We start from the raw sequence: 25,929 nt of genomic DNA on the forward strand, positions 1-25,929 counted from the left end.
TCTTTTTTTATGCTCAGGAAAGTTATGGCACACCCGGTATGTTATAATTTGCTTAAAAGGAGGCGGCAAAGATGGCAGATAAGAAAAAGCAGTTACTAATCGTGACTGGTATGAGCGGTGCCGGCAAAACAGTGGCTTCACATGCTCTAGAAGATATGGGCTACTTTGTAGTTGATAATTTACCCCCGACGCTGCTTTCCAGCTTTTGGGATTTGATAATTAATTCAGATGATTTTACCAAGGTGGCAGTTGTCCTTGATTTAAGGATTAAAAGTTTTTACAAGGACCTATTAAATGAGGTCAATTCACTTGAAGATAATAGTAGTGTACAAACAACCGTAGTCTTTTTGGATGCCTCAAATGATGCTTTGGTGGCCCGTTACAAGGAGACGCGGCGGGTCCCCCCACTTGCCACCAGTAGCCGGCTGCTTGATGGCATTTTGGCCGAGCGGCAGGTTTTGACTGGTATCAAAAATCGGGCTAATGACATTATTGATACCTCTAATTTGACGCCGAAAGAATTAAGGCAAAAACTACTTGCTGCATTTAGCGAAAAACATGAACAGCCTTTTTCCATTGAAGTGCTGTCTTTTGGGTTCAAGTATGGCATGCCGATTGATGCTGATATTGTAATGGATGTCCGCTTTTTGCCTAATCCATTTTATATTCCTGAATTGCGTCCTTTTACTGGTCTCGACAAGCGAGTTTTTGACTATGTAATGGAAAAAAAGGAAACTCGCAGCTTCTACCAAAAATTATTGGACTTGTTACAGGATGCGTTGCCGGGCTACATCAAAGAGGGTAAGGGTAAATTGACGATTGCAATTGGCTGTACGGGCGGCCAGCATCGCAGTGTAGCAATTGCCAAACAACTTGCCCAAGACCTGGCCAGGGACTATCCGGTTGACATCACGCACCGTGAAATCAGCCGTTACACGAAGAAGGGATAAGATTATGACTACAGGAGCTACAAGAACGGTCTGGATAACCAAAAGCCGCCGGCCCAAGGTGGTTGTCATCGGTGGTGGAACTGGCCTGCCCGTTGTTTTAAACTCGTTGAAAGATCAGGATGCAGAAATTACGGCGATTGTGACCGTTTCAGATGATGGTGGCTCATCTGGATCGCTGCGTAATTACATTAACGTGGTGCCACCTGGCGATATTCGTAATGTGTTGGTTTCCTTAAGTGATATTAGTCAAGAAGAAAAGGATATTTTTCAATATCGGTTTGATTCTTCTGATTCCTTCTTTTCTGGACATGCGATTGGAAATTTGATTATTGCAGCGTTAAATGAGATGCACGGTAATATTTTTGATGCCGTACAATCATTGTCAAAGATGATGCAAGTTGATGGATACGTCTATCCAGCCTCAAACGAACCCTTAACTTTAAATGCTGAATTTGTTGATGGCACTGTTCAGGTGGGTGAAAAAGAAATAACTGACATGGACAAGCGGATTAAACGGGTTTGGGTTACCAATACTAAGTCGGCTGACCAGCCTGAAGCCGTTCAGCCAGTTTTGGAGGCGATTGAGCAGGCAGATGCAGTTGTTCTGGGACCGGGAAGTTTATTCACGTCGATTTTGCCTAACCTAATGATTCCCAACTTGGGCGAGGCCGTGCGGAAGACCCGAGCAGAAGTGATTTATATTTGTAATATCATGACCCAGTTGGGTGAAACCGACCACTTTTCTGATAGTGAGCATGTTGGCGTAATTAATCAGCATCTAGGTGGTAACTACATCACAACCACTCTGGTAAATGGCGCCAAGATTGACATGTCCAAGTTTGATCCAGCTGATTATGATGCCTACATTGAACCAGTCAAAAATGATTTTGCCGGTTTGCGTCAGCAAGGGTGCCGGGTTATTACTGATGACTTTATTGATCAGCACAGTGGCCTGGTTTTTCATGATGGTCAAAAAGTGGCCCAAGAGATTATCAACTTAGCCTACGCTGCGATGGCGCGCAAGAAGGGGTAGAACAATGGCAAGCTATGCAAGCAAAGTGAAGAAGGAGCTAACGTCGCTGCCGATTCATGCTGAGCATGCAAAGGCAGAATTGGCAGCCTTTCTGCGGATGAACGGCGTTTTGAATTTTCATGATCGGAAGTTTAGTTTGGATATTACAACGGAAAATCCGGCCATTGCACGGCGCATTTTTTCCCTAATTAAGAGTGCATATGGCATTGAGCCACTATTAATTGTTTCGCGCAAGATGAAGTTGAAAAAAAATAATCAATACCTGGTGCGATTGCAGTACCATGTCCGCGAAATTTTGACTAACTTGGAAATTTTGTCGCCAGCCGCCGGTATCATTACCCGCATTCCGCCACGGATTACGGCATCGCGTGAGGGTGCGATGTCGTACTTGCGGGGGGCCTTTTTGGCCAGTGGCAGTGTCAATAATCCGACTACTAGTCGCTATCACTTGGAAATTTATTCAGCGTACGCCGACCATAATGAAGACTTGCTAAAACTGATGAACCATTATTTTCAACTTAATGCCAAGTCGACCCAGCGCCGGCGGGGTTATATCGTTTACTTAAAAGAAGCAGAAAAAATCGGCGACTTTCTTCATATCGTTGGCGCACTAAATGCAATGCTAGCCTTTGAAGACCTACGCATCATGCGTGACATGCGGAATTCGGTCAACCGCTTAGTTAACTGTGACACGGCTAACTTAAAAAAAACAGCCACGGCTGCAGCTAAGCAAGTTGAAGATATCGAACTCCTTGAACGTAAAATAGGTATTGATAACCTGCCAGAAAAGCTGCAAGGAGTAGCCCGGCTGCGACTGGCTAATCCTGAATTATCTTTGAAAGAGGTAGCAGAACAGGTGCCGGATGGGCCAATTTCCAAATCAGGGGTCAACCACCGGTTCAAAAAAATACATGAACTGGCTAAGAATCTAGGAGAATAAAAAAAGGAATCCCGAAAAGGGCTTCCTTTTTGTTTACATTGCTACTTTAAGTTAACACTTTCACCGCCGCACAAAATCATGGCAACTCCCAGCGTTGTTACTACTATTGATAAGGAGTCAGATAAAACCAGACTATTTAGGATGGTAATAAATAAGCCGGCATAAAACAGCGCTTGTTTGATTTTGTCCATTCGTTGTCTCCTTTCTGGCAGAACAATACCTTACTACCTAAATTGAGTAAAAGTATACTTTAATAATCTCGTACATGCAAAAAGTCCCAAAATTAATTCGGGACTTCGTTTGGCCATTTTACTAAAATCTAACTATTTCTTTTGGTTGACCATGATTTCATCAATTAGACCATAATCTTTGGCCTCTGGTGCAGTAAGATAGTTGTCACGCTCGGTATCTTTTTGGATCTTTTCGAGGGGCTGGCCAGTTGTTTCATGCAAGATATTGTTAATCTTTTCACGACTTTTTAGAATTTCGTTAGCCGCAATTTGAATGTCAGTCTGCTGACCCTGTGCACCGCCTAGCGGCTGGTGAATCAAGACAGTAGAGTTAGGGAGGGCAAACCGCTTTCCCCTAGTTCCGCTGGTCAACAGGATAGAAGCCATTGAAGCTGCCATCCCAATTGCAATGGTTGAGACGTCCGACTTAATGAAGTTCATGGTGTCCATGATGGCTAGACCTGAAGTAATGACACCACCGGGCGAGTTAATATACAGGGAGATGTCCTTAGTGTTGTCTTGGGCATCAAGGAATAGTAACTGGGCAATAATAGAATTAGCCATGTCATCATTAATTTCACCGCTTAACATGATAATGCGGTCTTTTAATAAACGTGAATAAATGTCGTAAGCACGTTCACCACGTGCAGTTTGCTCAATAACTGTAGGTACAAGCATGTTTTAACCTCCTGATTTAAGTTCAAAATCATTAGCACTCTAATAAGTACAGTGCTAATTAAATCACTTACGTTAAATACTGTCAATGAAAGTGTATCAATTTTGTATTTTATGTAACATGTTCTTATTATATAATGGAATGAGTAAGTTTGAATTTGGAGGAAATATTTTGAAGCTTTTTAAGAAAATTGCAACGATTGCGATTGCGTTGATTGGAGGGCTGGTCATCACGACCAAGCTTTCAACAACAGTGGTCTTTGCGGCAGAGTCTGATAATACTCAGTCGCAAACGCAAACACAAACGCCGCAAGATGATTCGAGTCAGTCGTCAGAAGACGATGACGATACAGGCGGTACCACTAATACTGGAACGGCCAGTGGGAATCGGATCACTCAGCCTAAAAAGGAGCCCAAGCAAGTGGTGACTGGTTATGCCATGATGACCAAGGTTGCTGGTAACAAGAATTATGCGGTTTGGAAAAATGTTAATAATGGTAAGGTTAGTCAAAAAGTTGCTGATGGAATTAATTACCGTTACAGCCATATCCAGTCGGATCAACTGATTGAGACTAAGAAATACCGCTATTGGCGTATTTATGTTAACGGGCGCGAAGTGGGTTATGTTAATGAAAACTACTTCGCCAGAAATCAGATTGCTGTTCCTAAAAAGGTGACTTTGGTAAGAAATGAGTTTTATAGCTTTTCTCCTAGGGATGCAATTTCTTATGTAACTAACTACATGGGAACAGTTATTGATAATAGCCAAGTAAAAGTTTCGCGCGAGAGTATTTCTTGTGCTACACCCAAAACTTACCAAGTTAAGTTCACCTATGGGAAAGCTACGGCCACCCTCATGGTGACAATCAGAAAGAGTACCAAAGAGGGGGTTGCTGATGCTGCCGAAACGAATGCGGTTGAGGCTAAACCAGGAACTAATGACTATAAGGCTTGGAAGACCCACTATGGTTCGTCCATCAACTATCTTAGTCCAACTGAGTACAGCCCCGAAACAGATAAGCACGTCTTAACCAGTGGTAAGATGACGCTTAAAACTAAGTTTTACCAACCGGTTCTGCTGAGTGTAAAGGACCCAACCGATGACGATATTAACCGAGTTGGGCATATTCCTGAAGGAGTTACGGTTTCTAATGGTTGGACCTATACTAGCTTGTTAAGTCATACTTACTTAAGCTCAGGCCACATTGTTGGTTATGACTTGAACAAGTTGACTAATCCATACAATGCGCAACGCTTGCTGGAAATGTCGCAAAAGGACTTTAATAACTATGTCAAGCACATTAAGGTTAGTCCGTATATTCCAATTGGCCACGGTCAGGCAATGGGTTCTAGTGATAAGTATATCTATGTTTTGAATAATGACAACACGTTAAAGGAGTCGTCTGATTCTGAAGAATTGATTCAAATCCGCAAGAGCGACTTGCAGATTAACAAGATTTGGACAATTAAGACTTGGGTTGGTGATGAAAACAACCCACGTTACTTCCAAAATGGCGTGATGATCTCAGACGATGACATGTACACGGTTTACCATGATACTAAGAATAACTGCTACGAATACTGGGAATTAACCCGGAAGGGTGACAACTGGTATTCCAAGCTAGTTGGTAAGACTGATGGCAACTTTGTTAACAACAACTCGCCTGTTCAAGGGTTTACCTATGATCCAGTGAATCGAAACTTCTATTTGGCCTTTAATGATCTAATTTTTAAAATTGGTCGTGACGGAACTTTGAAAGATACATACTCATTTGACACCGGCCGGGAGATTGAAGGAATATCAGTCAGTGACGGTAAACTTTACGTCAACTTGGCACAACGTGCTGAGTTGCTAGTAAGTATGAACATCGATTAAATAAACTAAAAAAGCAAGAGCCTTTAACTCTTGTTTTTTTGTGTTTTTGCTTGACATTCGGGACAAATGCCAAAGATTTCTAGGTGACTGGAAGAAGTGACATAAGCGGTCTGCCGTTCTGCCTCTGTGCGCATGCGGCCTTCAACCACTTCAAAGTTGGGATAAAAGACATCGGCAATCTGGCCACATCGGGTGCAGATAATGTGAAAGTGCGGCTCGACAAAAAAATCATAGTGAAGTGATTCATCGCCATTTTTGATTTCAATTACTATGCCAGCTTCAACTAGCTTGTTCAGTGTATTGTAGACAGTAGCGCGATAGGTCGGTTCATTACCGCTAATGGCCGTAAAGATAGTATCTGCGGTTGGATGATTATGGTGGGTCATCAGATAATGTAAAATTTTCAGTCGAGGTTGGGTTACCTTAAGCTGGTTCTTTCTAAGCAAGGTTTCAGCCTCATTAAGCTGGTCTGCCATAAAATTCATCTCCTTTAGTTTAAGATTAGTTTATCATTAATCGCACCAAAAAAGCCGCCTTTTGCTAGGCGACTTAAAGAATCTTTAATTGCTATTAGCCTTTAACCTTTGTTTCTTGATAGTGCTTAATTGTTGGCAAAATCAGTCCTAATAGGAACAAGACGATTGGTGTAGCAATGTTTAAGGTCAGGGTAAAGGGATCAGTTGAGTAGATACCTAAGAGGCAGGCTCCAACTGTCACTGCGAAGCCCCATACACCAGCTGTATATGCCAGCCCTTGATGTTTTGTCATCTGATAGCTATCCTTGTTTTGGAATTTGCTTATCTGTTTTCGCAGAGCCATATATGCAATAAAGACCCAAAGGTACCGCATTGGCATTACAATTGAATTAAGTTTAACTAATTGAGCCATAATATCTTGAGCATTAGGCATTAGTGCTTGTACAGCAATTAAACCACCAGAAAGACAAACAACCATCCAAATACCATTGATGTAGGCACCGTGTTTGTTAACTTTTAGTAATTTTTTTGGAATGAAGTCTTTAGCTTCTTTACTACCTAGGAGCATTCTTAGTGGGGCATCGATACTGATAACTAATGTCGAGAATTGCCCAATGACATTGCACCAGGCGTAGATGTACATAAACAGGCCACCTACACCATAGTATTCACCTAATTTTCCAAAAGCCATGTAGGGACCGTTTGAAATGTATTCATTGAGGTGGCCGTTAACTGCTTTTGGGTCAAACATCATGGCCAAAGCAATTGTCCCTAAGATGGCTGAGACCATTACCATCACAGCTAGCCCCAGCATCGCCTTGGGAAAGTTGCGGGAAGGGTCTTTCAGCTTATTAACGTAGGGGGAGATTTTTTCGGCACCACCAACAGCAAAAACTAGAATTGACAAAGAAGTGAAGTACTTGACATTAAAATCAGGAATAAAGTTCCTCCAGTTCCAGCTAAAACTCATAAAGTTGCCGTGAGGGTTAATGGCCGGAGCTGCAAACATCATAATGATGAACAAAATGGACATGATAAACATGGAACTGCCAGCAATGGTTGACAGTGTTTTAATAACCGGGACACCGCGACTGGCAACCCAGCAGAAGAAGAGAAAGACAGCTAGGGTGGCCAGTTGGGTCCAGGAGGTCGAGATACTGTCATACCAGTTAGTATTACCAAAGATGCCCCAGGCCATTCCTCTTAGTCCGCCCGTGCCTTTACTAGAAATATAAACGACATGAACAGCCCAGAAGGTCCAGCCGGCGTAATAGGCCCACTTAGGTCCCATGGTGGCATTGATCCAGGAGGAAACACCACCCTCTGATTCCTTGAATACAGAACCTAGTTCTCCAACCATTAATGAATATGGAATAAAGAATAGTAAGAAAATCAGGACCCAGCTGAAGATAACCTTGGTACCATCAAAGTAGATAAATCCGTTAACGACGTTACCAAAGCTCCAAACAATGGAAAAAGCCATTGTTGCTAAGGTCGTCCACATCATTTTTTTGGAATTTTTTTGTGAATCAATCATAAATTCTAATTCTCCCCAATTAAAAACTAATAACCTCTTAATTTTATCCTAAAGTCATATAAAAAGCTATTGTTTTTTAATACAGTTATATTTAGTTGTTGAATCATTACAGCAAAAATGGCAAGATTAATATATTGCTTTGAAGGGTGAACAGTAAATGAGAAGAAATCACAAGAAAAATTCAGTACTAGTCAGCTTGGTTGCCCTAGTTTTTCTACTGCTTGGTAATAGGGTTACTGCAGTGGGCGCCAAAAGCTATCAGAAGGCTGTGACAAAGGTACCGGGAACAAGCACTTACCCGGTCTACCACCGTGTTTCTAAAAAGGGTCCTAAGGGTAAATTTACTTCGACTAAGCATTTCAAATATGCCCAAATTCAGTCCAAGCAAGTGCTGGTAACTAAGAAGGGGACCTTTTGGAAAATCATTGTTGACGGGCGATCTGTCGGGTGGGTCAGCGAAGACTATTTTACCCGTAACAAAATTTCAGTTGCAAAAAGAGTCAGCCTGGTGCAAAATGCTGATTTTACGTTTGATTCTAGAGAAGCAATTAATTATGTAGCGGATGAAACTGGTACTGCTGTTGATATCGCCAAGGTATCTGTTTCTAATCCGAGTATTAATTCAGGGACACCGGGCATAACAATTGTCACTTATCGCTATGGCAGTGCTGAAGCTAGTGTTCCCGTAACGGTACGGTCCAATGCGAAAGAAGGGATTGTGCGCGCTAAAAAGGGCCCTTTTTTAGGTCCAGTAGCCGTTCCAACCTGGAAGGGTTCTTCAAAGTCAACCTCGCGAAATTGGAATGCAAAGCATAATTTTACTTTTGAGACTAAACCGAACACCTTTTACGCCAATGGACTAACACTTAGAACTGAACTTTTTCAACCGCGCTTTGTCAGTCTGGACTACCATCAGGCCGCAGACCAGATGGGGCAGGTGGGGATCGTTCCCGAAGGGATTGCTGTTCACGGTTCAAATTTCACAGTAGCAGTGTTTAATTCAAGCAAGGATCAGAAAGGACACCTCGTTTCTTATAATCTGAAGCAGATTGGTAAGTATCAGGCGCAGAACTTGCCTGGCTTGAAATGGAAAACTTTTGAGAAGTATGCTGCACATATCAAGGTCAGTCCCTACATCAAGTTAGGACACGGTCAAGCGATCGGCTCATCGGCTAAGTACATTTATGTGATTGCTAATAATAATACCGCTAAAAATTCAACTAAATCGGAAGAAATTATGCAAATTAGGAAGTCAGATTTGAAAATCAACCAAATCTGGAGCTTCAAAATTTGGAATGGGACGGCCAAAAAGCACACCGGGCGCTATATTCATAATGCCACCTTTGTTGGTAACAGCACTATGTATTGCCTGTTCCATAATGGTCGCAAACACCGCTATGAATACTGGAAAGTCAGCCGATCGGGGGATACATGGACACCAGTTGAAATTGGAGCTACTGATAGTGACTTTATCAGCAATTCGTCACCGGTTCAGGGCTTTACCTATGATCGCGAGCACGGTCAATTTTATATTGGCTTCAATGACTATATTTTCAAAGTTGCTAAAAATGGCGCCTATCGCGAAACCCATCGTTTAAATGTCAAAAGAGAAATCGAGGGCTTGTCGGTTTCAGGTAACAAGCTGTACGTCGAATTTGCTCAACGCGGCGAACTGACTTCTGGTAGAACTAACTAACAGTAAAAAGACAGGTCTTTAAATATGAAACCCCGAAGTTAAGACAAGTTCGGGGTTTTTATGATGACTAAATCATCTAATTAGGATAAAAATAAAGCAGTAACAAGTCTTGTGATATGCTGAAGCCCAGGCGATAGTGAGATTATACTGCCACTAATTTAACCATTTGACCATTGATGAATAAATTGAGAAAAAAGTGCATAATGTAGTTGAAACAAGCTCCAGCCTTATACTGATTCTTGTAGGGAATAAGTTGTCCAGCAGTGCAAATAGGGGTTCTGCACTGACTAAAGACTATTTTGAGCGTTTGGGTTGGGATTAGAAGGTTTGAAAGGAAAGAATAAATGAGGAAAAGTTTTAAAAGCGAGTTGCTAGCTGCGAGTGTCTTGGCTATGTTGGGCCTGTTGGCTACTGGCAGTAATTCACAAGTAAATGCCAAGAGTTATCACAAGGCGGTTACCAAAATTGCTGGGAGCGGTACTTATGCAATATACCATCACGCTTCAAAGCAAGGGCCATCGGGCAAGTTTACTTCAACCAAGTATTTCAAGTATAGTCAGATCCAGTCTAAGCAATCAATTTCAACGAGTAAAGGCAAGTTTTGGAAAATCATTGTTAATGGTCGTACTCTTGGGTGGGTCAGTCAGGCCTTTTTTGCTCGTAATCAAATTTCTGTGGCGGCGAAGATTAGCCTGGTTCAAAATCCGAACTTTTCCTTTAATCCGAAAGATGCAATTAACTATGTGACCGATGCTAGTGGTACTGCCGTTAATCCAAGTAAGGTTAGTGTATCGACGACCAGTATCAATTCTGGCACCGCTGGACAAACAAAGGTTGAATACCACTATGGGACAGCTAGTGCCAGTGCCGACGTGACAGTTCGGGCGGATGCAAAAGAAGGTATTGCTAGTGCAAATAAAGCTCCTCAAAAGGGTCCTCAAGCAGTGCCAACCTGGAAGGGCGGTTCCAAATCTTCATCACGAAATTGGAACGCTGCGCACCACTATACGGTTGAAACTAGGGCAAATGCCTTTAGGTCTAACGGGTTAACGCTTCAAACCAAACTTTTTCAGCCGCGGTTTGTCAGTTTAGGTTACCACCAAGCAGCTGATTCGATGGGGCAGGTCGGAGCGATTCCAGAGGGTATTAGCATTCACGGCTCCAACTTTACGGTTGCTCTCTTTAACTCAAGCAACAGTCAAAAGGGCCACCTGGTTTCATATAACTTAAAACAAATCAATAAGTTCAAAGCACAAGATCTTGCGAATCTTAAGTGGTCCACCTTCAAAAAATATTCTGCTCATATCAAGGTGAGCCCCTACATCAAGCTCGGTCATGGTCAAGCAATTGGTGCTTCGGCTAAGTACATTTATGTGATTGCTAATAACAATACAGCCAAAAACTCGACTGCTTCTGAGGAAATTTTGCAAATTCGCAAGTCAGATATGAAAATTAACCAAGTTTGGAGTTTCAGAATTTGGAACGGTGTCAATGGGCGCTATATTCACAATGCAACCTTTGTTGATGACAACATAATGTACTGCCTCTTTCACAATGGCAGTAACCACTTATACGAATACTGGAAGGTAACCAGAAGTGGTGACACTTGGACTCCGGTTGAGGTCGGTGCCACAAAGACCGATTTTATCAGTAATCATTCGCCAGTTCAGGGCTTTACTTATGACCAGAAGCACCAGCAATTTTATATTGGCTTTAATGACTACATTTTCAAGGTGGCCCAAAATGGCACTTACCGAGCAACGCACCGGCTGAAGGTGAAGCGCGAGATTGAGGGAATGTCAGTTTCAGGTAATAAACTTTATGTAGAACTTGCCCAGCGTGGTGAATTAATGGCCGGCAAGACCAAGTAAGATAGTAAAAAGCAGCTCCGCAGTGGGGCTGCTTTTTTGGCTAGGACATAGTCCCTCAAAAACTGGAACAGTAGATAAACAGGGGCACTACTGGTACTTGAGTATATTGCCCATGACTATGCATGTATTTCTTGATTTTTCATGCAATGTTTAAGTCTTTATTAGCTTTTGCCATTTTATTTTGTAGCAGGCAAGAAGTCCTATATTATTAACCGTTAGACAGAAAAATAGACAGAAAAATTTTTGCCAAAGGAGACTTTTCATGCCTAAAAAAGATTTTATTGATACTTGTGATTTTTCCAAAGCGGAAATGCAGTATTTAATTGAACTAGGACTAAAGATTAAGGAGGCTATTGCCCATGGTTACTACCCTCAATTGCTAAAGAATAAGAGTTTGGGAATGATCTTTGATCAGACGTCCACTAGAACCCGGGTTTCTGCTGAAGCTGCGATGACCGAACTTGGAGGCCACGCATTATACCTGGCTCCCGGCCAAATTCAATTGGGCAAGGGTGGTCATGAAGGATTGGCCGATACGAGCCGTGTCCTTGGTGACTTGCTTGACTTACTCGGTGCTCGGATTAGTAGTCACGAGGAATTAACGAATTTAGCCAAGTATTCTAAGGTGCCTGTAGTGAGCTTTATGAGTGACCAAGACCACCCAACTCAGGCCCTGGGAGATTTAATTACTATTGAAGAGCATCTGCCAGTTGGAAAAAATTTGGCTGAGGTGAAAATTGTCTTTGTTGGCGACGCGACCCAAGTTGCCGTTTCCACAATGCTATTTTGTGCTCAGATGGGCATGCAATTCATCCAATATGGGCCCCAGTCCAAGCATATGCCCAAAGACCTTTTAGTACGTGCTAAGAAGCTTGCCGCTGAAAGTGGCGGCTTGATTGAGGTCTCAGAAGATGACCAGGTTTTAAAAGGAGCTGACTTCATCTATACGGATGTGTGGTATGGTTTGTATGATCAGGAAATGGATAAGGAAGAATATTTGAAGCTCTTCTATCCAAGGTATCAAGTTAATAAAGACTTGCTACAAAAGACGGCCAATCCCGAGGTTAAGTTAATGCACTGTTTGCCAGCTAATCGCGGCGAGGAAGTAACAGCGGCAGTTCTTGAAGGTGATTCGTCAATTGCCTGGGAACAATCCGAAAACAAAAAGGCCGCCATGCGAGCAATTTTTGTCTATTTGCTCAACCCGCAGCTGAAGTGCCCCACCAAGAATGAGGTTAAGCAGCTCCATGCAGACCTGGACGATTTATTGGCTAGAGAAATATAAAAAAGCGTGAGCAAGGTGCGAATAACCATGCTCATGCTTTTGTTTTATTGGGATGGGTCCCCTGAGAGTCGAACTCAGATTTTAAGAACCGGAATCTTACGTGCGATCCATTACACTAAGGACCCAAATCAACACTTCAAATAGTATAACAGAAAAAAGCTAGAAGTTAAATTTTTTTGGTTAAAAATAGTTAAACTTGGGGTAACTAAAAATAGCGACTACTCCTTAACATGCTTTTGCTTGAATTATTTGTAGGAGGTTGTTATACTATAACTGTCGGTTGAGGAATGAAGAATTATTAAGGTAAGTCTACGTTTCTCTTATATTTTTAGGAAGATTGGGACAAAAAATGACAAAACATGGGTCATAATTGTCCCACGAGGGAGGGGAAGCTAATGTACTCGGAATTTCCTGTGCTTGAGGCTCTCGTTCCTGACGTCTTAAAAGTCTTTCGGCAAAGATATCTTGTCCTTGAGCAGATTGAGCTGCATGCGCCAATTGGCCGTAGATATGTGGCTCAGGCGCTGGGACTTTCTGAACGCAATGTCCGTACGGAAACGGAGTACCTGCGTACTCTTGGTCTAATCGAGATTAAGAGCTTCGGAATGTTCATGACGGAAAAGGGTAAGAAGACTTTGCAGGATGCAGCACCTTTGATTGATCGCTTGTTTAACGCTCGCCAGACCGAAATTGATTTGGCCCGCAAGTTAGGCATTGAACGGACAATTATTGTTCCGGGTGACAGCGACCTTCAGGAACTAGTATATGAGCGTATGGGTGAAGAGCTGAATGCAGCTTTGGACCTACTCTTGCCACTAGGGCACTCAATTATTACAGTTTTAGGCGGTGCGGCCCTTGCCAAGTCAGCGAAGGACTTGTCTAAGAGTTTAAGTAAAAATCGACAACTTGAATTTGTACCGGGTCGCGGAGCCTTGGGCGAAGATGTGGCTTTTCAAAGCAACACGATCGTGCAAGAGATGGCGGCCGAGACGGGTGGTAAGTACAAGACTTTGTATTTGCCAGAGCAGGTTTCGTCTGAAGCCTACAAGTCGCTAATTCGAGAGTCCACCTTTGCAGATGTGCTTGAAGACATTGCTAAGACAGATATCGTTATCCACGGTATTGGACTTGCCTTAGAGATGGCACGCCGCCGCGGGTATGATTCAATTCGGCTCTCTGAATTACGGGAAAAGAAAGTAGTCACTGAATGTTTTGGGTGTTTTTTTGACGGTGACGGTAAGATTGTCGATCGCGTGCAACAGGTTGGCTTGCAGTTCGAGGATCTAAACAAAATCCCCCACATATTTGCCTTTGCTTGTGGCGGCCATAAGGCCAAAGCAATTGAAGCTTATATGCCTAATGCTCCTCATCAAACCTGGTTAATTACTGATGAAGGAGCCTCAAAGCAGATTTTAAAGGAGAAGTAATTCTCATTTAAAATAATTGATGTTTACAGTTCTAAAATAGTTCTTAAGGAGGACTTTAGAAAATGACAGTTAAAATTGGTATTAACGGCTTTGGCCGTATTGGTCGTTTAGCATTTCGTCGGATTATGGATTTAGGTGAGAAGTCAAAGGATATTGAAGTTGTTGCAATTAACGACTTGACTACTCCAGCACTTTTAGCTCACTTACTTAAGTACGACTCAACTCATGGTACTTTCAACCACGAAGTTTCAGCTACTGACGATTCAATCGTTGTTGATGGTAAGAAGTACCGTGTATACGCTGAACCACAAGCTCAAAACATTCCATGGGTTAAGAATGACGGTGTTGACTTTGTTCTTGAATGTACTGGTTTCTACACTAGCAAGGCTAAGTCACAAGCTCACCTTGATGCTGGTGCCAAGCGGGTTCTGATTTCAGCACCTGCTGGTAACGACCTGAAGACGATTGTTTACGCAGTAAACGATGATACTTTAGATTCAAGCGACACGATTGTTTCAGCTGGTTCATGTACTACTAACTCATTGGCACCAATGGTTGATGCTTTGCAAAAAGAATTTGGTGTTAAGGTAGCCACAATGACTACTATCCACGCTTACACTTCAACCCAAATGCTTTTGGATGGCCCTGTACGTGGTGGTAACATGCGTGCTGCTCGTGCTGCTGCAGTTAACATTATTCCTCACTCAACTGGTGCTGCTAAGGCTATTGGCCTGGTTGTTCCAGAATTGAACGGTAAGGTTAACGGTCATGCACAACGTGTTCCAGTTACTGATGGTTCATTAACTGAATTGGTTTCAATTCTTGACAAGAACGTTACTGCTGATGAAGTTAACTCAGCAATGAAGAAGTACGAGAGTCCTTCATTCGCATACAACGATGACGAAATCGTTTCTAGCGACGTTGTTGGTATGACTGCTGGTTCAATCTTTGACCCAACTCAAACAATGGTAACCACTGCCGGCGACAACCAATTAGTTAAGACTGTTGCTTGGTACGACAATGAATACTCATTCACTTGCCAAATGGTTCGTACTTTGTTGAAATTTGCTACTCTTTAATCAATTAATTGATGATCTTTAAGTAGTAAAAGAGAAGGCGGAGGGGAATATTCTTCCTTCCGCCTTTTTTTCAAGAATAAGTAATTAACTAAAGAGAGGATAAAGATGGCTAAATTAATAGTTTCAGACCTAGATGTTAAAGATAAAAAAGTTTTGGTCAGGGTTGACTTCAATGTGCCGATTAAGGATGGCGTGATTGGTGACGACAATCGGATCGTTGCTGCCCTGCCAACTATCAAGTACATTATTGAAAATGGTGGTAAGGCAATTTTGCTCAGCCACCTGGGCCGGGTTAAGTCCGATGCTGACAAAAAAGAATTGACTTTGAAGCCAGTTGCTGACCGCCTAAGTGAAGTTTTGCAAAAGCCAGTAACTTTCGTACCTGAAAATGAAGGTAAGGAAGTTGAAGCAGCAATCAGCAAGATGAATGATGGCGACGTTGTTGTTCTGGAAAATACTCGTTTCCAAGACATTGATAACAGCTTTGGTAAGCGTGAAAGCAAGAACGACCCAACGTTAGGTGAGTACTGGGCTTCTCTGGGTGATATGTATGTAAACGATGCCTTTGGTACCGCGCATAGAAGTCATGCCTCCAATGTTGGTATTGCAGAAGCCATGAAGAAGGCAGGCAAACCTGCCGCAGCTGGCTACTTGATGGAAAAAGAGATCAAGTTCTTGGGTGACGCCGTTGCCAACCCAGTACATCCATTTGTAACTATCTTGGGTGGTGCCAAGGTTTCTGACAAGATTGATGTTATTACCAACTTGATTCCAAAATCTGACCACATCTTAATTGGTGGTGGGATGGCATATACCTTTTTAGCTGCTAAGGGTCAGGAGATCGGTAAGTCATTGTTTGAACCTGATAAAGTTGACTTAGCTAAGAAATTACTGAAAGATGCTGCGGGTAAGATTGTCTTGCCAGTTGACAACTTGGCTGCAACTGAGTTCTCAAACGATGCTGCTCGTAAAGTCGTTGAAGGTAATATTCCTGAAAACATGATGGGCTTGGACATTGGTCCCAAGACTATTGCTAATTTCAAGGAAATCCTGAAAGATGCTAAGACTGTTGTTTGGAATGGGCCAATGGGTGCCTTCGAAATGTCAAACTTTGCCGAGGGTACATTGGAAGTCGGAAAATCCTTAGCTGAATTGTCTGGTGCAACTACTATCATTGGTGGTGGAGATTCAACTGCTGCAGCCAAGCAATTAGGGATTGCACCACAGATCACCCATATTTCAACCGGTGGTGGCGCTTCTCTGCAATACCTTGAAGGTAAGGAATTACCTGGAATTGCCTGCATTTCAGACAAATAAGTTCTCAGAAAGGACGTAACATGCGTACACCAATTATTGCTGGTAACTGGAAGTTAAACATGAACCCAGACCAAACTAAAGAGTTTGTTGCTGCGGTTAAGAACAAGTTACCAAACCAAAACACCGTTGAAGCACTAATTTGTGCTCCGGCCGTTGACCTCGATGCCTTGAAAAAGGCTGCTGCTGGCTCCAACTTATTAGTCGGAGCAGAAAATGCCTACTTCGAAGATGAGGGTGCCTTCACAGGTGAAACTTCATCTAAAGTGTTAAAGGAAATGGGCATCGACTACTGTATCATCGGTCACTCAGAGCGGCGTGAGTACTTCCACGAAACTGATGAGGATATTAATAAAAAGGCCCAAGCTTTATTTGCTAACGGCGTAACTCCAATCATTTGCTGTGGTGAGTCACTAGAGACACGTGAAGCTGACCAGCAAGCAGAATGGGTTATTCAGCAAATCAAGGCGGCTTTAGCCGGTTTAACTAATGATCAAGTAGCTAAAGCTGTAATCGCTTATGAACCAATTTGGGCAATTGGTACTGGTAAGACTGCTAGTTCCGATCAAGCTCAAGAAATGTGCAAGACGATCCGTGATACGGTCAGAGACTTGTACAATGATGAGACTGCTGACAATGTTCGTATTCAGTATGGCGGTTCGGTAAATCCGGGCAACGTTAAGGAATTAATGGCTAAGCCAGACATTGACGGTGGACTTGTTGGTGGCGCCAGCCTAAAGCCTGATTCATACCTAGCTTTAGTTAACTACCAAGACTAGATTCTAACTATACAAAGTAAAAAAGCTCCTGCAAGTGCAGGGGCTTTTTGTGTACGGATTATTTTAAAATAAAATTTTGTTATTTTTTATTATTCTCAGCTTTAATCCATTAACATATTTGTATTTGTGACCACTACCACGCGTTATTTTATTATTTATATGCAAATATAAATTGCAAAAAAAAAATATAGTAAAATTTAATCTATCGACAATCAGATTTTGCTGGAGTTAGCATCTAGCAATTTTTAGGAGGAAAAGATGCAAAATAAGAAAAAAACAAGAATTATAAGTACTGCTGCTGCCGTTTTGTTAACGGTTGCTCCAGTTGTTGCGACACCAGTATCAACTGTATTAGCTGATTCAATAGTCACTATTGATGCTGGAACAGTTACTAGCACTGCCGACGCTGCTACACTTAAGTTAAACGTCAAAAACGTTGCTGATTTAGTTTCCGGTAATGTTGCTTCTAAGTTGCAAGTGGCACTAGCTACACCAAATGTGCCAGCAGGTGCCAAAATAGAAGCAAAAGACGCAAAGGTTTACACTAATATTGATGCAGAACCAAATGGCAAAGGTATAGTGGGCGCTGGTTCTGAAGTTCAGAATTTTGCTGCTGGCATTGAGTATTATGCCGCTACAACTGTTGATATTACTGGCTTAACTCCTGGTAAGACATATGAAATCACAGCCGGTGATGGTGTGTATAATCTTGAAGCTGACAACACAGGTAAGATTACCGGAATCGGCGTAATCAGTGATGCATTTAAACTTTTTGATAAAAGCAATAGTGGTACACCAATTGTTAAGGAAAAGAAGGAAGGAGGTTCAACAGTCATTTCAGGCGAAATCAAACTTGCTGCTACGGACACCAATGTTGATGCTATTGCTAAATTGATTACTGATAAATACGCTGTAGAAACTAATGGTAACGCATCAGCAGACTTTAAGAATATTCAAGATGACATTCGTGCCTCCCTTACTGATGCTGGTATTAATGTTAAGCCAAATGGTAGTTTTGCCCAACCAATGAAACCATTTAAGGTTACGTTGAATTTGTTAGCAGATAATGGTAATACTGCCACATTTGATATAATAGTTACTCCAGCCTTTATTGTTGAAGGTGCGGCTTCACTTAAGTTAAATATCGACAACCTTGCTGACTTAGATGACAATGACCCTGCTACTAAATTGCAAACATCAGTGACGTCTTCAACTTTGCCGATAGGTGCTAAAGTTGAGAAGTCAGGTATTGAGGTTTACACTGACGTTGATGTAGAACCAAGTGGTAAAGGTTTAGTAGGAGTAGGGACTGAAGTTACAAATCTTGCTAAAGGTACTGACTATTATGCAGCCACAACTGTTGATATTACTGGTTTAACTCCTGGTAAAACATATGAAATTACTATCGGTGATGGTACATATTACCTTGAAGCTGATAGTGATGGTAAGATTACCGGAATCGGTGTAGTTAGCGATGCATTCAAGCTTTTTGATACTACTCTGACTGGTGAACCAGTTGTTAAAGAAAATAAGGCGGGTGGTGCAGTCGTTACGTTAGGCTCTGTTGACCTGACTGCCGCAGACACCAATATTGCTGATGTCGCAGCTAAGATTACTGCTAAATATGTAGTATCAACTAATGGCACTCCAACTGAGAAAGCTGATTTTAAGGATCTTCAAGCTGATATTCGTGCAGCTCTCAGTGGTGTAGATGCTAACGGTAACTTTACCCAACCAGCAAACCCGTTCGATGTCACTTTAAACTTGATTGCTGATAGCGGTAAGACCGGAACTTTCAAAGTTACGGTTAATCCGGTAGTTGTTATTCCAACTCCAGTTCCAACACCTGTCAACCCAGGACCTGTTAGTGGTGGTGGGGCTGCCACTACTACTCCAGTAACTGGTGCTACTGATGGTTCTTCTAAGCCAGCTGAGGACAAGGTCTCAAAGACTGTTATGCATAACGCTTACATCTATGACCTTAGCCACAAGCGTGTTGGCACTGAAACATTACGTGCTTTCACTAAGGTTGATGTATATCTTCAACCAGTTAAGCTTGAAGATGGTCGTCTGGCCTACAAAATTGCTGAAGGCCAATACGTAATGGCTGACAACATTGATGGTACTTCACGTGTCTTGAAGCATAATGCTTATGTCTACCAGACGGGTAAGAAACGTGCTGACAAGCGTGTTCTGCGTAAGGGCAAGACTGTCATTACTTACGGTTCACCTTACAAATTCAAGAATGGCAAGCTCTACTACCGGATTGGTGGTCCTGCTAAGCAATACGTTAAGGTTGCTAACATTCGCTAATTAACTTATGACAGTTAAAGTATAACTACTAAGCTAGAAAACCGGAAACGAGTTAGTCGTTTCCGGTTTTTTTGCTTAAAGTGCAGACTTATGCGAAAAAAGCTTGCTATTTTGCCTATTTTAACTGATAATATATGAAAGATTCACTAAGGAGAGTAATAATGAAAAGAAAAAAATTGATACCGTTGCTAGCTACTGTAATTACATTGAGTGCAGTTGGCGCGGAGGTTAACCAAGCAAGTCAGGCCCAAGCTGCCGACAATAAAACGACTACGACCACTACTAAAAAGAAAAAGTATGGTTTAGACAAAGCTTTTGTTTTTCCGGAGTCATACCAGGGTAAGTGGTACAGTAGTAGCAATACGACTATTTATCCGCTTAACTTTCACCGGAGCGGCTTTGACACGCCCTGGAATAATCAGTATATCAACGTTGTTAAGCTTGGCAAGATGAAGGGTACTAAGAAATATATCTGGCAGATGTCTCGGTCGTGGGTAGAGCATAACATTACTGATATAGACCAATATTTGCGTGCTAGTAAAGAAAAGAAACGTGGCAACAGTTGGATTGTAGTTAGCCCCGTTGATCAAAAGTTGCGTACGCGTGGTTATGCCTATACTGTGAAGAATGAGGTACTGGATGGTAAGAGCCAAGCGGTACTCTTTGAGTCGGCTCCAGGAACGGGCAAGGTGGTCAATCAATTCTTCAGGACCGAAATACAGGCGCAAAAGTATGGCAGAGAAAAATTTGATAATATGAAGTATAGTTCAAATTTTTAAGACTATCGTAAATGAGGCTAAGTGCCTTATTTTGTTTTGAATTGAAAATTATTGTTTAGTAATACTTGTGTTATCAGGCAATTAATAAGATAATTAAACTCAGCAAATTTGAATGGAGAATAAATAATGAAACGGCAAAAAATCATTACGTTACTGGCGGCAGCCACTATTACTCTAACGACCGTAAGCGGTGTAGCAGTTAATGATGGTCAGCAAGTCCAGGCGGCGGCAGCCAAGGGGAACAAGTATGGTTTTATCAAATTGTACACTTTTCCCAAGTCTTATCGAGGCACTTGGTACAATACTAGCTTTCTGAGCGGCAGCCCTATTACTATTCGTAAGACTTCTTTTGGGGCTTCAATTATCGGCAACCATATTAACGGTTACAAAGTTGGTAAGGTTAAGGGGACAAACAAGTATCCTTGGCAGATGTCCACTAGCTGGCAGGATGCCAATAGCGACATCTTTAATAAGAATGCGCGAATAACAGAAAAAACGATGCACGGTAGTAAGTGGATTGTTATTGGTATGGTTAATAAAAAGGCCCAGAATTTTGCTTTCACTGTTAAAACGGAAGTATTGAATGGTAAAAAACAAACTGTGCTTTTTAGGGCCAATGCAAGTAACGGCTTGGTTACTCACCAATATTTCTCTTCTCAAGCACTCGCCCAAAAATATGGCCAGCACCAGTTTAAAAATGTAACTTACCAGTAAATATTTCTTTATTAGGTAAGAGAAAAGGCTGTAACGAAACAGAAATGACGTTACAGCTTTTTGATTAAGGCAAATTTTAAGTTGAAGTGCAGGTAACTAATAATGAAATTACTTTTAACGGGTGATAGCATAATCACCCGCAAAGAGGGGCTGCAAGAACCTCATATTAATAATGATATCAAGAAAAAAATACCCCAAATTGAAGTGGTTAATACAGCAATTCCGGGTATTAATTCAGGAGCATTTTTGGCAATGTTGGCAGATTTAATTTTGAAAAAACCTCGTGGTGATAAACTGGCAATTTTACTTGGAACCAACGACCTGGCCTTACATAAGCAAGTCCCGCCGGAACGCTTTAAGCAAAATATTGAATTACTAGTTGCAAGTGTCATCTGCCAGTACTATCCGCCCAATGTGGTGCTTATTTCGCCACCAGCAGTTGATGAACGTAAGCAGAAAAAACGCAATAATAAGTTAGTAGAGCGCTATGCGGGCATTATCAATGAGGTTGCGCACGTCTATCAGGTAAAGTTTGTCAACTTGTACCAGGCGATGATTAATGCGGGCGATTTGTCTAACCTGTGCCGAGGCGAGTTGTATGATGGGCTTCATTTCGGAGCGGCAGGATATGACCTGCTGGCTAACTTATTGGTAGAGCAACTGATCAGGTAACCTTAAATTTGAAAACAAACGCCTAATTAAATTTCACCTTGTAGTTTCCACCGATGGGCGGGAAGGTAGGCAGGCGCAGCGGGGTAGTGTGCCACTGGGTAAAGAGAGTTGCACAAAGTAAGATAAAGGGTACGTCTTCGGGTCGGGCAATGTCACAAGTTAAGACGACCCCGCTTTTTTTCATTTCGGTTTTGACAGTTGCTACTTTCTTCAGACCGGTAATGAACTTGTAGCTACCATTTCTGATACTACCGGTAACTAGGTAGTTGAGCCTGGTAAGGTAGAAGAGATTGGCTGCTCGGTTATTCAAGCGCTTGACTTTGACCAGCGAGTGATTGACCACATCAATTGTAAAGGAGGCAATTAGTCCGTTGCCGTCAGTGTAGAGGCGGCCAATTTCTTTACCCGTATTGGTTTTTAAATAAAGGGTATGGTTAGGATTGTCCAGATTGCCCTGGATAATGTAGCGAATCTTGCCCTTGTCGTTAGCTACCGGAATCTGCCCGTATTCCCGCTTTTGAGTTAACTCTAAAAAATAGCGCATCATAGTACCTCTATTCTTTTCGATTATTGCTAATAAATTCCCTTAAAACAGCAGCTACGCCATGATCATTATTTGACTTAGTAATTACTTGAGCTAGTTCCTTGATCGCCGGAACGGCGTTGCCCATTGCCACACCGGTTCCCGCCGCTTCGATCATGCTGGCATCATTTAGGTTGTCGCCAATAGCTGCAATTTCTGCGCGTTTAAGTCCCTTTTGGTGGGCATAATCAAGGAGGGCCCGCCCTTTTTGGGCCTGGGCGTCGTTAATTTCAATGTTAGCGGCGGCGCTGGAAGTGACTACTACCCCGCCAAGTTGCATAATTTCTGCTTTGGCTGCACTAAAGGCTGCTGGGCCACGACGGTCAAAGGCAATTATTTTCATTATTTCAACTTGGGGATTAGCTAAGAGGTCACCGAAGTTGCTTACTTCGACCATGCTGCGCATTGCGTCACTTCCTGCTGAAGTTGCCACGGCTTTTTTAAAAGATACCTGCTGGTTTAATGCAACCAGTGAGTGTGCCAGATTGACAATGCGTTGACTGACATCCGTCGAATAGATCCGCTCTGTAGTCACTAACTCGAAGTAAATGTGGTGCCGGGCCAGGATTGCTGCCACCGCCCGGATCTTAGGAGCGGGGAGGGTGTGTTTAACCAGCAAGTTACCTAGCCAGTCAAAAACCAGTGCGCCATTAAGGTTGATAAAGCCAGTTTGGAGGCCGTAAGCTGCAATTGTTCGACGTGATTGACTAGGGGCTCGTCCTGTGGCCACCAGAAACTCAATACCATTTGTTTGGGCTGCTCGGATTGCGGCTACATTTTCGGCCGATATAGCCAGATCACGATTGAACAAGGTTCCATCCAAGTCGCAAGCTACTAACTTAATCAAAAATCTCCCAGCTCCTTTCCAGCTTCCCCGTTAATTAATTTCATGATACCATAAAACTAGTGAAAGTGAGGCGGCTTTAAAAAATGAAAAAGTTTATTGGTAATGACTGGGATGAAGTTTTGGCTCCAGTCTTTGAAAGTGAAAAGTATCAGCACTTACGTGAATTTTTAAAAAAAGAATACGCCACCAAGCAAATTTTCCCCGACATGTATCATATTTTTACTGCCTTTAAATTAACGCCATTTGCTCAAAGTAAAGTGGTTATTTTGGGTCAAGACCCTTACCACAATCCTGGACAAGCGACTGGCATGAGCTTCTCCGTAATGCCGGGCGTGAGTTTACCGCCGTCACTTAAGAATATCTACCAAGAATTGTACGATGATGTGGGGTGTCTTCCGGTTCAGCACGGTTACCTCAAAAAGTGGGCTGATCAGGGTGTACTAATGCTCAATGCGGTTTTGACCGTGCCATACGGTCAAGCTAATGGCCACCAAGGCCAGGGTTGGGAAGAAGTAACTGATGCTGCAATTAAGGCTTTAAGTGACCGGGGACGGATAGTTTTTATTCTGTGGGGGAGATACGCTCAAAATAAGATTACCCTAATTGATCAGGACAAAAACATGGTAATTAAGTCAGCCCATCCTAGTCCGTTTTCAGCTGACCGGGGATTTTTTGGGTCGAGACCGTTCTCACGGTGTAATGCAGCCTTGAAGGATTTTGGGGCAACCCCCATCGACTGGCAATTACCTGAACAAATTACACAAGCAGATTTAGCATAGGTGGAATAATAATGAGTGTTTTTGAAGTATTAAAGTCTAAGTTAAACGATGCTCCGCAAAAATTGCGGATTGTTTTTCCGGAAAGTGAAGATATCAGGGTCTTGCGAGCTGTGCAGAGACTAGCAGCAGAAAACTTGCTGGAGCCGGTTTTGCTGGGCCAGCCAGAACGGGTTAAGGAAATAGCCCGGCAAGCAGGCCTCAACTTAGACAAGATAATAATAGTGCAACCTGACGCTGATGACCGAATGGTCGAGGCTTTTGGTCAAGCGCGGGGAAAGCGTATTTCTGAAGAAGAAGTAAGAACTGCCTTGCGGGATGATAACTACTTTGGCACAATGATGGTCCAAATGGGTGATGCTGACGGGATGGTTTCTGGGGCCACGCGTTCAACAGCGGCAACTGTACGACCAGCACTGCAGCTAATTCACGCAGCGCAAGGAATGAAGCGGATTTCAGGGGGCTTCATTATGGAACAGGGCGAAGAGCAGTATGTTTTTGCTGATTGCGCAATTAACCTTGATCCAGATAGTCAGACGCTGGCGGAAATTGCCTACCAATCTGTTCAGACAGCAAGAATGATTGATCTTGAACCGCGGGTGGCTTTTTTAAGCTTTTCAACCAAGGGCTCGGCCAAGGGGGAGATGGTCGATAAAGTCGTAAAAGCAAGTGAATTATTTAAGCAAAACCACCCTGAAATTATTGCTGATGGGGAGTTGCAGTTTGATGCTGCCTTTGTGCCAGAAGTTGCAGCTGCCAAGTCCTCCCAATCTCCTCTCAAGGGGCGGGCTAATGTTTTTATCTTTCCTGAATTACAGTCGGGCAATATTGCATATAAAATCACGCAGCGTTTAGGAAACTTTACGGCAATTGGCCCGATTCTACAAGGCATTGCCCAACCAATCAACGATTTGTCCCGGGGAGCCAGCAGTGAGGATATTTATGATGTCGCCATCTTGACTGCAGCCCAAGCGCTAGTAGGGAGATAAAAGATGAAGCTGAGGATTAATTCGCCGGTAGAAATGAAAAAAGTGGGCGCAATTATTGCAGGGACAGCTCAACCGCACGATATCTTGTTATTAACCGGTGACTTGGGCGCCGGTAAAACCACGCTGACCCAGGGAATTGCTGGTGCACTAGGAGTTAAACGGCCAGTCAAAAGCCCAACATTTACCATTGTGCGTGAATACCGCGAAGCTAGTTTGCCAGTTTTTCACATGGATTTTTACCGCCTTGAGGCAGATGACTTGTCTTCAATTGACCTGAGCGCTTATTTGGCAGAACCGGGTTTGGTCATTATTGAGTGGCCAGAAGTAATCAAGGCAGAGCTGCCGGATGAATACTTGCAACTGGTTATTAGCCGGATTGATGATAGCTGGGATTCTACCAAACGTGTCATGGAATTTCGCCCTCGTGGATTAAGAAACGAGGACTGGGTCGAAACTATTTTGCAAAAAGTTGAATAAAAAACCAGGACAGTCTACCGTCCTGGTTTTTTAAATTTGATAAATCAAATTTTTCAGTGCCTCATCACCGAACCGTTTATTTTGCGCCAGCAGGATTCCCGCACAGGCCTCGCTATCGCTCAAAGCGTTGTGATGGTGCCATAATTCAACACTTAGCGCCTTAGCGACTGTATCGAGCTTGTGGTTGGGCAGGTCCGGTTCGAAAACCTTGCTTGTTTGCAGGGTATCGATAACAAAGTAATGTGGTTCCTGGATATCATAGCGGGCCAGACTTTGCCTCATGACATTGGTGTCAAAACGGGCATTATGCGCACAAACTAGCATGCCCGGTTGAAATAGATTTTTGACTTGTGGCCAAACTTCGGCCATCGTTGGCGCGTCTGCCACGTCAGCCGCAGTAATATCGTGAATTTGAATATTGCGTGCATCAAAGGGCATTTGTGGATTGATGACAGTATAAAAGCGGTCGACAATTTGGTTGTTCCGCACCATGACCAGAGCCAGCGAACACGCACTTTCTGGATGCCGGTTGGCGGTTTCAAAGTCCATTGCAATAAAATTCATTTTTTCTCCTTTAAAACTTAATTTTAGTATAACATAGGATGAAGCCG

Annotated in this window: 25 protein-coding genes; 18 read left to right on the plus strand and 7 right to left on the minus strand. The window is 42.7% G+C overall.

Going from position 1 to position 25,929, the window contains the following annotated elements; genetic code table 11:
* Positions 1-71: 71 nt before the first annotated feature.
* Genes rapZ through whiA form a run of 3 tightly spaced genes read left to right on the plus strand, consistent with a single transcriptional unit; the run spans position 72 to position 2,923 of the window.
* Complete coding sequence (gene rapZ / locus ACSYSN_RS02565) at positions 72-950, plus strand: RNase adapter RapZ (RefSeq protein ID WP_317637962.1); 879 nt, start codon at positions 72-74, stop codon at positions 948-950.
* 4 nt (positions 951-954) lie between these two features.
* The gene (locus ACSYSN_RS02570; protein WP_317637963.1) at positions 955-1,983 is read left to right on the plus strand and encodes a gluconeogenesis factor YvcK family protein; all 1,029 of its coding nucleotides are present in this window, start codon (positions 955-957) and stop codon (positions 1,981-1,983) included.
* Positions 1,984-1,987: 4 nt separating this feature from the next.
* Positions 1,988-2,923: a DNA-binding protein WhiA gene (gene whiA, locus ACSYSN_RS02575; protein ID WP_491712629.1), complete on the plus strand. Its 936-nt coding sequence runs from the start codon at positions 1,988-1,990 to the stop codon at positions 2,921-2,923.
* Positions 2,924-2,964: 41 nt separating this feature from the next.
* Here the strand turns inward: whiA and ACSYSN_RS02580 are convergent, their stop codons facing one another.
* Complete coding sequence (locus ACSYSN_RS02580; RefSeq protein ID WP_491712630.1) at positions 2,965-3,114, minus strand: hypothetical protein; 150 nt, start codon at positions 3,112-3,114, stop codon at positions 2,965-2,967.
* A 132-nt stretch (positions 3,115-3,246) separates the two neighbouring features.
* On the minus strand, positions 3,247-3,831 hold the full coding sequence (gene clpP / locus ACSYSN_RS02585) for an ATP-dependent Clp endopeptidase proteolytic subunit ClpP (RefSeq protein WP_491712631.1): 585 nt from the start codon (positions 3,829-3,831) through the stop codon (positions 3,247-3,249).
* Positions 3,832-4,000: 169 nt separating this feature from the next.
* Between clpP and ACSYSN_RS02590 the strand changes: the two genes are divergently transcribed.
* Positions 4,001-5,704, plus strand: a complete 1,704-nt coding sequence (locus ACSYSN_RS02590) for an SH3-like domain-containing protein (protein ID WP_491712632.1) — start codon at positions 4,001-4,003, stop codon at positions 5,702-5,704.
* 23 nt (positions 5,705-5,727) lie between these two features.
* Here the strand turns inward: ACSYSN_RS02590 and ACSYSN_RS02595 are convergent, their stop codons facing one another.
* Both ACSYSN_RS02595 and ACSYSN_RS02600 read right to left on the minus strand, forming a co-directional pair.
* The gene (locus ACSYSN_RS02595) at positions 5,728-6,180 is read right to left on the minus strand and encodes a Fur family transcriptional regulator (protein ID WP_491712633.1); all 453 of its coding nucleotides are present in this window, start codon (positions 6,178-6,180) and stop codon (positions 5,728-5,730) included.
* A gap of 94 nt (positions 6,181-6,274) precedes the next feature.
* Positions 6,275-7,717, minus strand: coding sequence for an APC family permease (locus tag ACSYSN_RS02600; protein ID WP_491712634.1), 1,443 nt, complete (start codon positions 7,715-7,717; stop codon positions 6,275-6,277).
* A 157-nt stretch (positions 7,718-7,874) separates the two neighbouring features.
* On the opposite strand from ACSYSN_RS02600, the gene ACSYSN_RS02605 reads away from it, so the two are divergent.
* The 11 genes from ACSYSN_RS02605 (at position 7,875) to ACSYSN_RS02655 (ending at position 21,646) form a co-directional block, all read left to right on the plus strand.
* On the plus strand, positions 7,875-9,413 hold the full coding sequence (locus ACSYSN_RS02605) for a bacterial Ig-like domain-containing protein (RefSeq protein WP_491712635.1): 1,539 nt from the start codon (positions 7,875-7,877) through the stop codon (positions 9,411-9,413).
* Between the two features lie 344 nt (positions 9,414-9,757).
* On the plus strand, positions 9,758-11,284 hold the full coding sequence (locus ACSYSN_RS02610; protein ID WP_491712636.1) for an LBA0864 family S-layer associated protein: 1,527 nt from the start codon (positions 9,758-9,760) through the stop codon (positions 11,282-11,284).
* A 262-nt stretch (positions 11,285-11,546) separates the two neighbouring features.
* Complete coding sequence (argF, locus tag ACSYSN_RS02615; protein ID WP_491712637.1) at positions 11,547-12,569, plus strand: ornithine carbamoyltransferase; 1,023 nt, start codon at positions 11,547-11,549, stop codon at positions 12,567-12,569.
* Positions 12,570-12,964: 395 nt separating this feature from the next.
* The gene (locus ACSYSN_RS02620; protein WP_491712638.1) at positions 12,965-13,996 is read left to right on the plus strand and encodes a sugar-binding transcriptional regulator; all 1,032 of its coding nucleotides are present in this window, start codon (positions 12,965-12,967) and stop codon (positions 13,994-13,996) included.
* A gap of 62 nt (positions 13,997-14,058) precedes the next feature.
* Positions 14,059-15,075, plus strand: a complete 1,017-nt coding sequence (gap, locus tag ACSYSN_RS02625) for a type I glyceraldehyde-3-phosphate dehydrogenase (protein ID WP_317637973.1) — start codon at positions 14,059-14,061, stop codon at positions 15,073-15,075.
* Positions 15,076-15,180: 105 nt separating this feature from the next.
* Entirely contained in the window at positions 15,181-16,392 is a 1,212-nt protein-coding gene (locus ACSYSN_RS02630) for a phosphoglycerate kinase (RefSeq protein WP_491712639.1), read from the plus strand.
* A gap of 20 nt (positions 16,393-16,412) precedes the next feature.
* Positions 16,413-17,168 (plus strand): triose-phosphate isomerase, encoded by a 756-nt coding sequence (gene tpiA, locus ACSYSN_RS02635; RefSeq protein WP_491712640.1) that lies wholly within the window; start codon positions 16,413-16,415, stop codon positions 17,166-17,168.
* A gap of 258 nt (positions 17,169-17,426) precedes the next feature.
* Positions 17,427-19,481, plus strand: a complete 2,055-nt coding sequence (locus ACSYSN_RS02640) for an SLAP domain-containing protein (RefSeq protein WP_491712641.1) — start codon at positions 17,427-17,429, stop codon at positions 19,479-19,481.
* A 161-nt stretch (positions 19,482-19,642) separates the two neighbouring features.
* Positions 19,643-20,260, plus strand: a complete 618-nt coding sequence (locus ACSYSN_RS02645) for a hypothetical protein (protein ID WP_491712642.1) — start codon at positions 19,643-19,645, stop codon at positions 20,258-20,260.
* A gap of 126 nt (positions 20,261-20,386) precedes the next feature.
* Entirely contained in the window at positions 20,387-20,974 is a 588-nt protein-coding gene (locus tag ACSYSN_RS02650; protein WP_491712643.1) for a hypothetical protein, read from the plus strand.
* A 102-nt stretch (positions 20,975-21,076) separates the two neighbouring features.
* Positions 21,077-21,646: a GDSL-type esterase/lipase family protein gene (locus tag ACSYSN_RS02655; RefSeq protein WP_491712644.1), complete on the plus strand. Its 570-nt coding sequence runs from the start codon at positions 21,077-21,079 to the stop codon at positions 21,644-21,646.
* 22 nt (positions 21,647-21,668) lie between these two features.
* On the opposite strand, the gene ACSYSN_RS02660 is transcribed toward ACSYSN_RS02655, so the two are convergent.
* Positions 21,669-22,190 carry an LURP-one-related/scramblase family protein gene (locus tag ACSYSN_RS02660; protein WP_317638234.1) on the minus strand — a complete coding sequence of 174 codons (522 nt, stop codon included), beginning with the start codon at positions 22,188-22,190 and terminating at the stop codon, positions 21,669-21,671.
* Between the two features lie 10 nt (positions 22,191-22,200).
* Positions 22,201-23,076 carry a Cof-type HAD-IIB family hydrolase gene (locus ACSYSN_RS02665; RefSeq protein ID WP_491712645.1) on the minus strand — a complete coding sequence of 292 codons (876 nt, stop codon included), beginning with the start codon at positions 23,074-23,076 and terminating at the stop codon, positions 22,201-22,203.
* A gap of 83 nt (positions 23,077-23,159) precedes the next feature.
* Here ACSYSN_RS02665 and ACSYSN_RS02670 point away from each other — a divergent pair, with 83 nt between their 5' ends.
* The 3 genes from ACSYSN_RS02670 to tsaE are packed head-to-tail and all read left to right on the plus strand — an operon-like array spanning position 23,160 to position 25,318.
* Positions 23,160-23,855: a uracil-DNA glycosylase gene (locus tag ACSYSN_RS02670; RefSeq protein WP_491712646.1), complete on the plus strand. Its 696-nt coding sequence runs from the start codon at positions 23,160-23,162 to the stop codon at positions 23,853-23,855.
* An 11-nt stretch (positions 23,856-23,866) separates the two neighbouring features.
* Entirely contained in the window at positions 23,867-24,841 is a 975-nt protein-coding gene (pta, locus tag ACSYSN_RS02675) for a phosphate acetyltransferase (RefSeq protein WP_491712647.1), read from the plus strand.
* 3 nt (positions 24,842-24,844) lie between these two features.
* The gene (tsaE, locus tag ACSYSN_RS02680; protein ID WP_491712648.1) at positions 24,845-25,318 is read left to right on the plus strand and encodes a tRNA (adenosine(37)-N6)-threonylcarbamoyltransferase complex ATPase subunit type 1 TsaE; all 474 of its coding nucleotides are present in this window, start codon (positions 24,845-24,847) and stop codon (positions 25,316-25,318) included.
* A 30-nt stretch (positions 25,319-25,348) separates the two neighbouring features.
* On the opposite strand, the gene ACSYSN_RS02685 is transcribed toward tsaE, so the two are convergent.
* Entirely contained in the window at positions 25,349-25,882 is a 534-nt protein-coding gene (locus ACSYSN_RS02685; protein WP_491712649.1) for a 3'-5' exonuclease, read from the minus strand.
* Between the last annotated feature and the right edge of the window lie 47 nt (positions 25,883-25,929).

This window comes from Lactobacillus sp. ESL1191 (assembly GCF_058504435.1).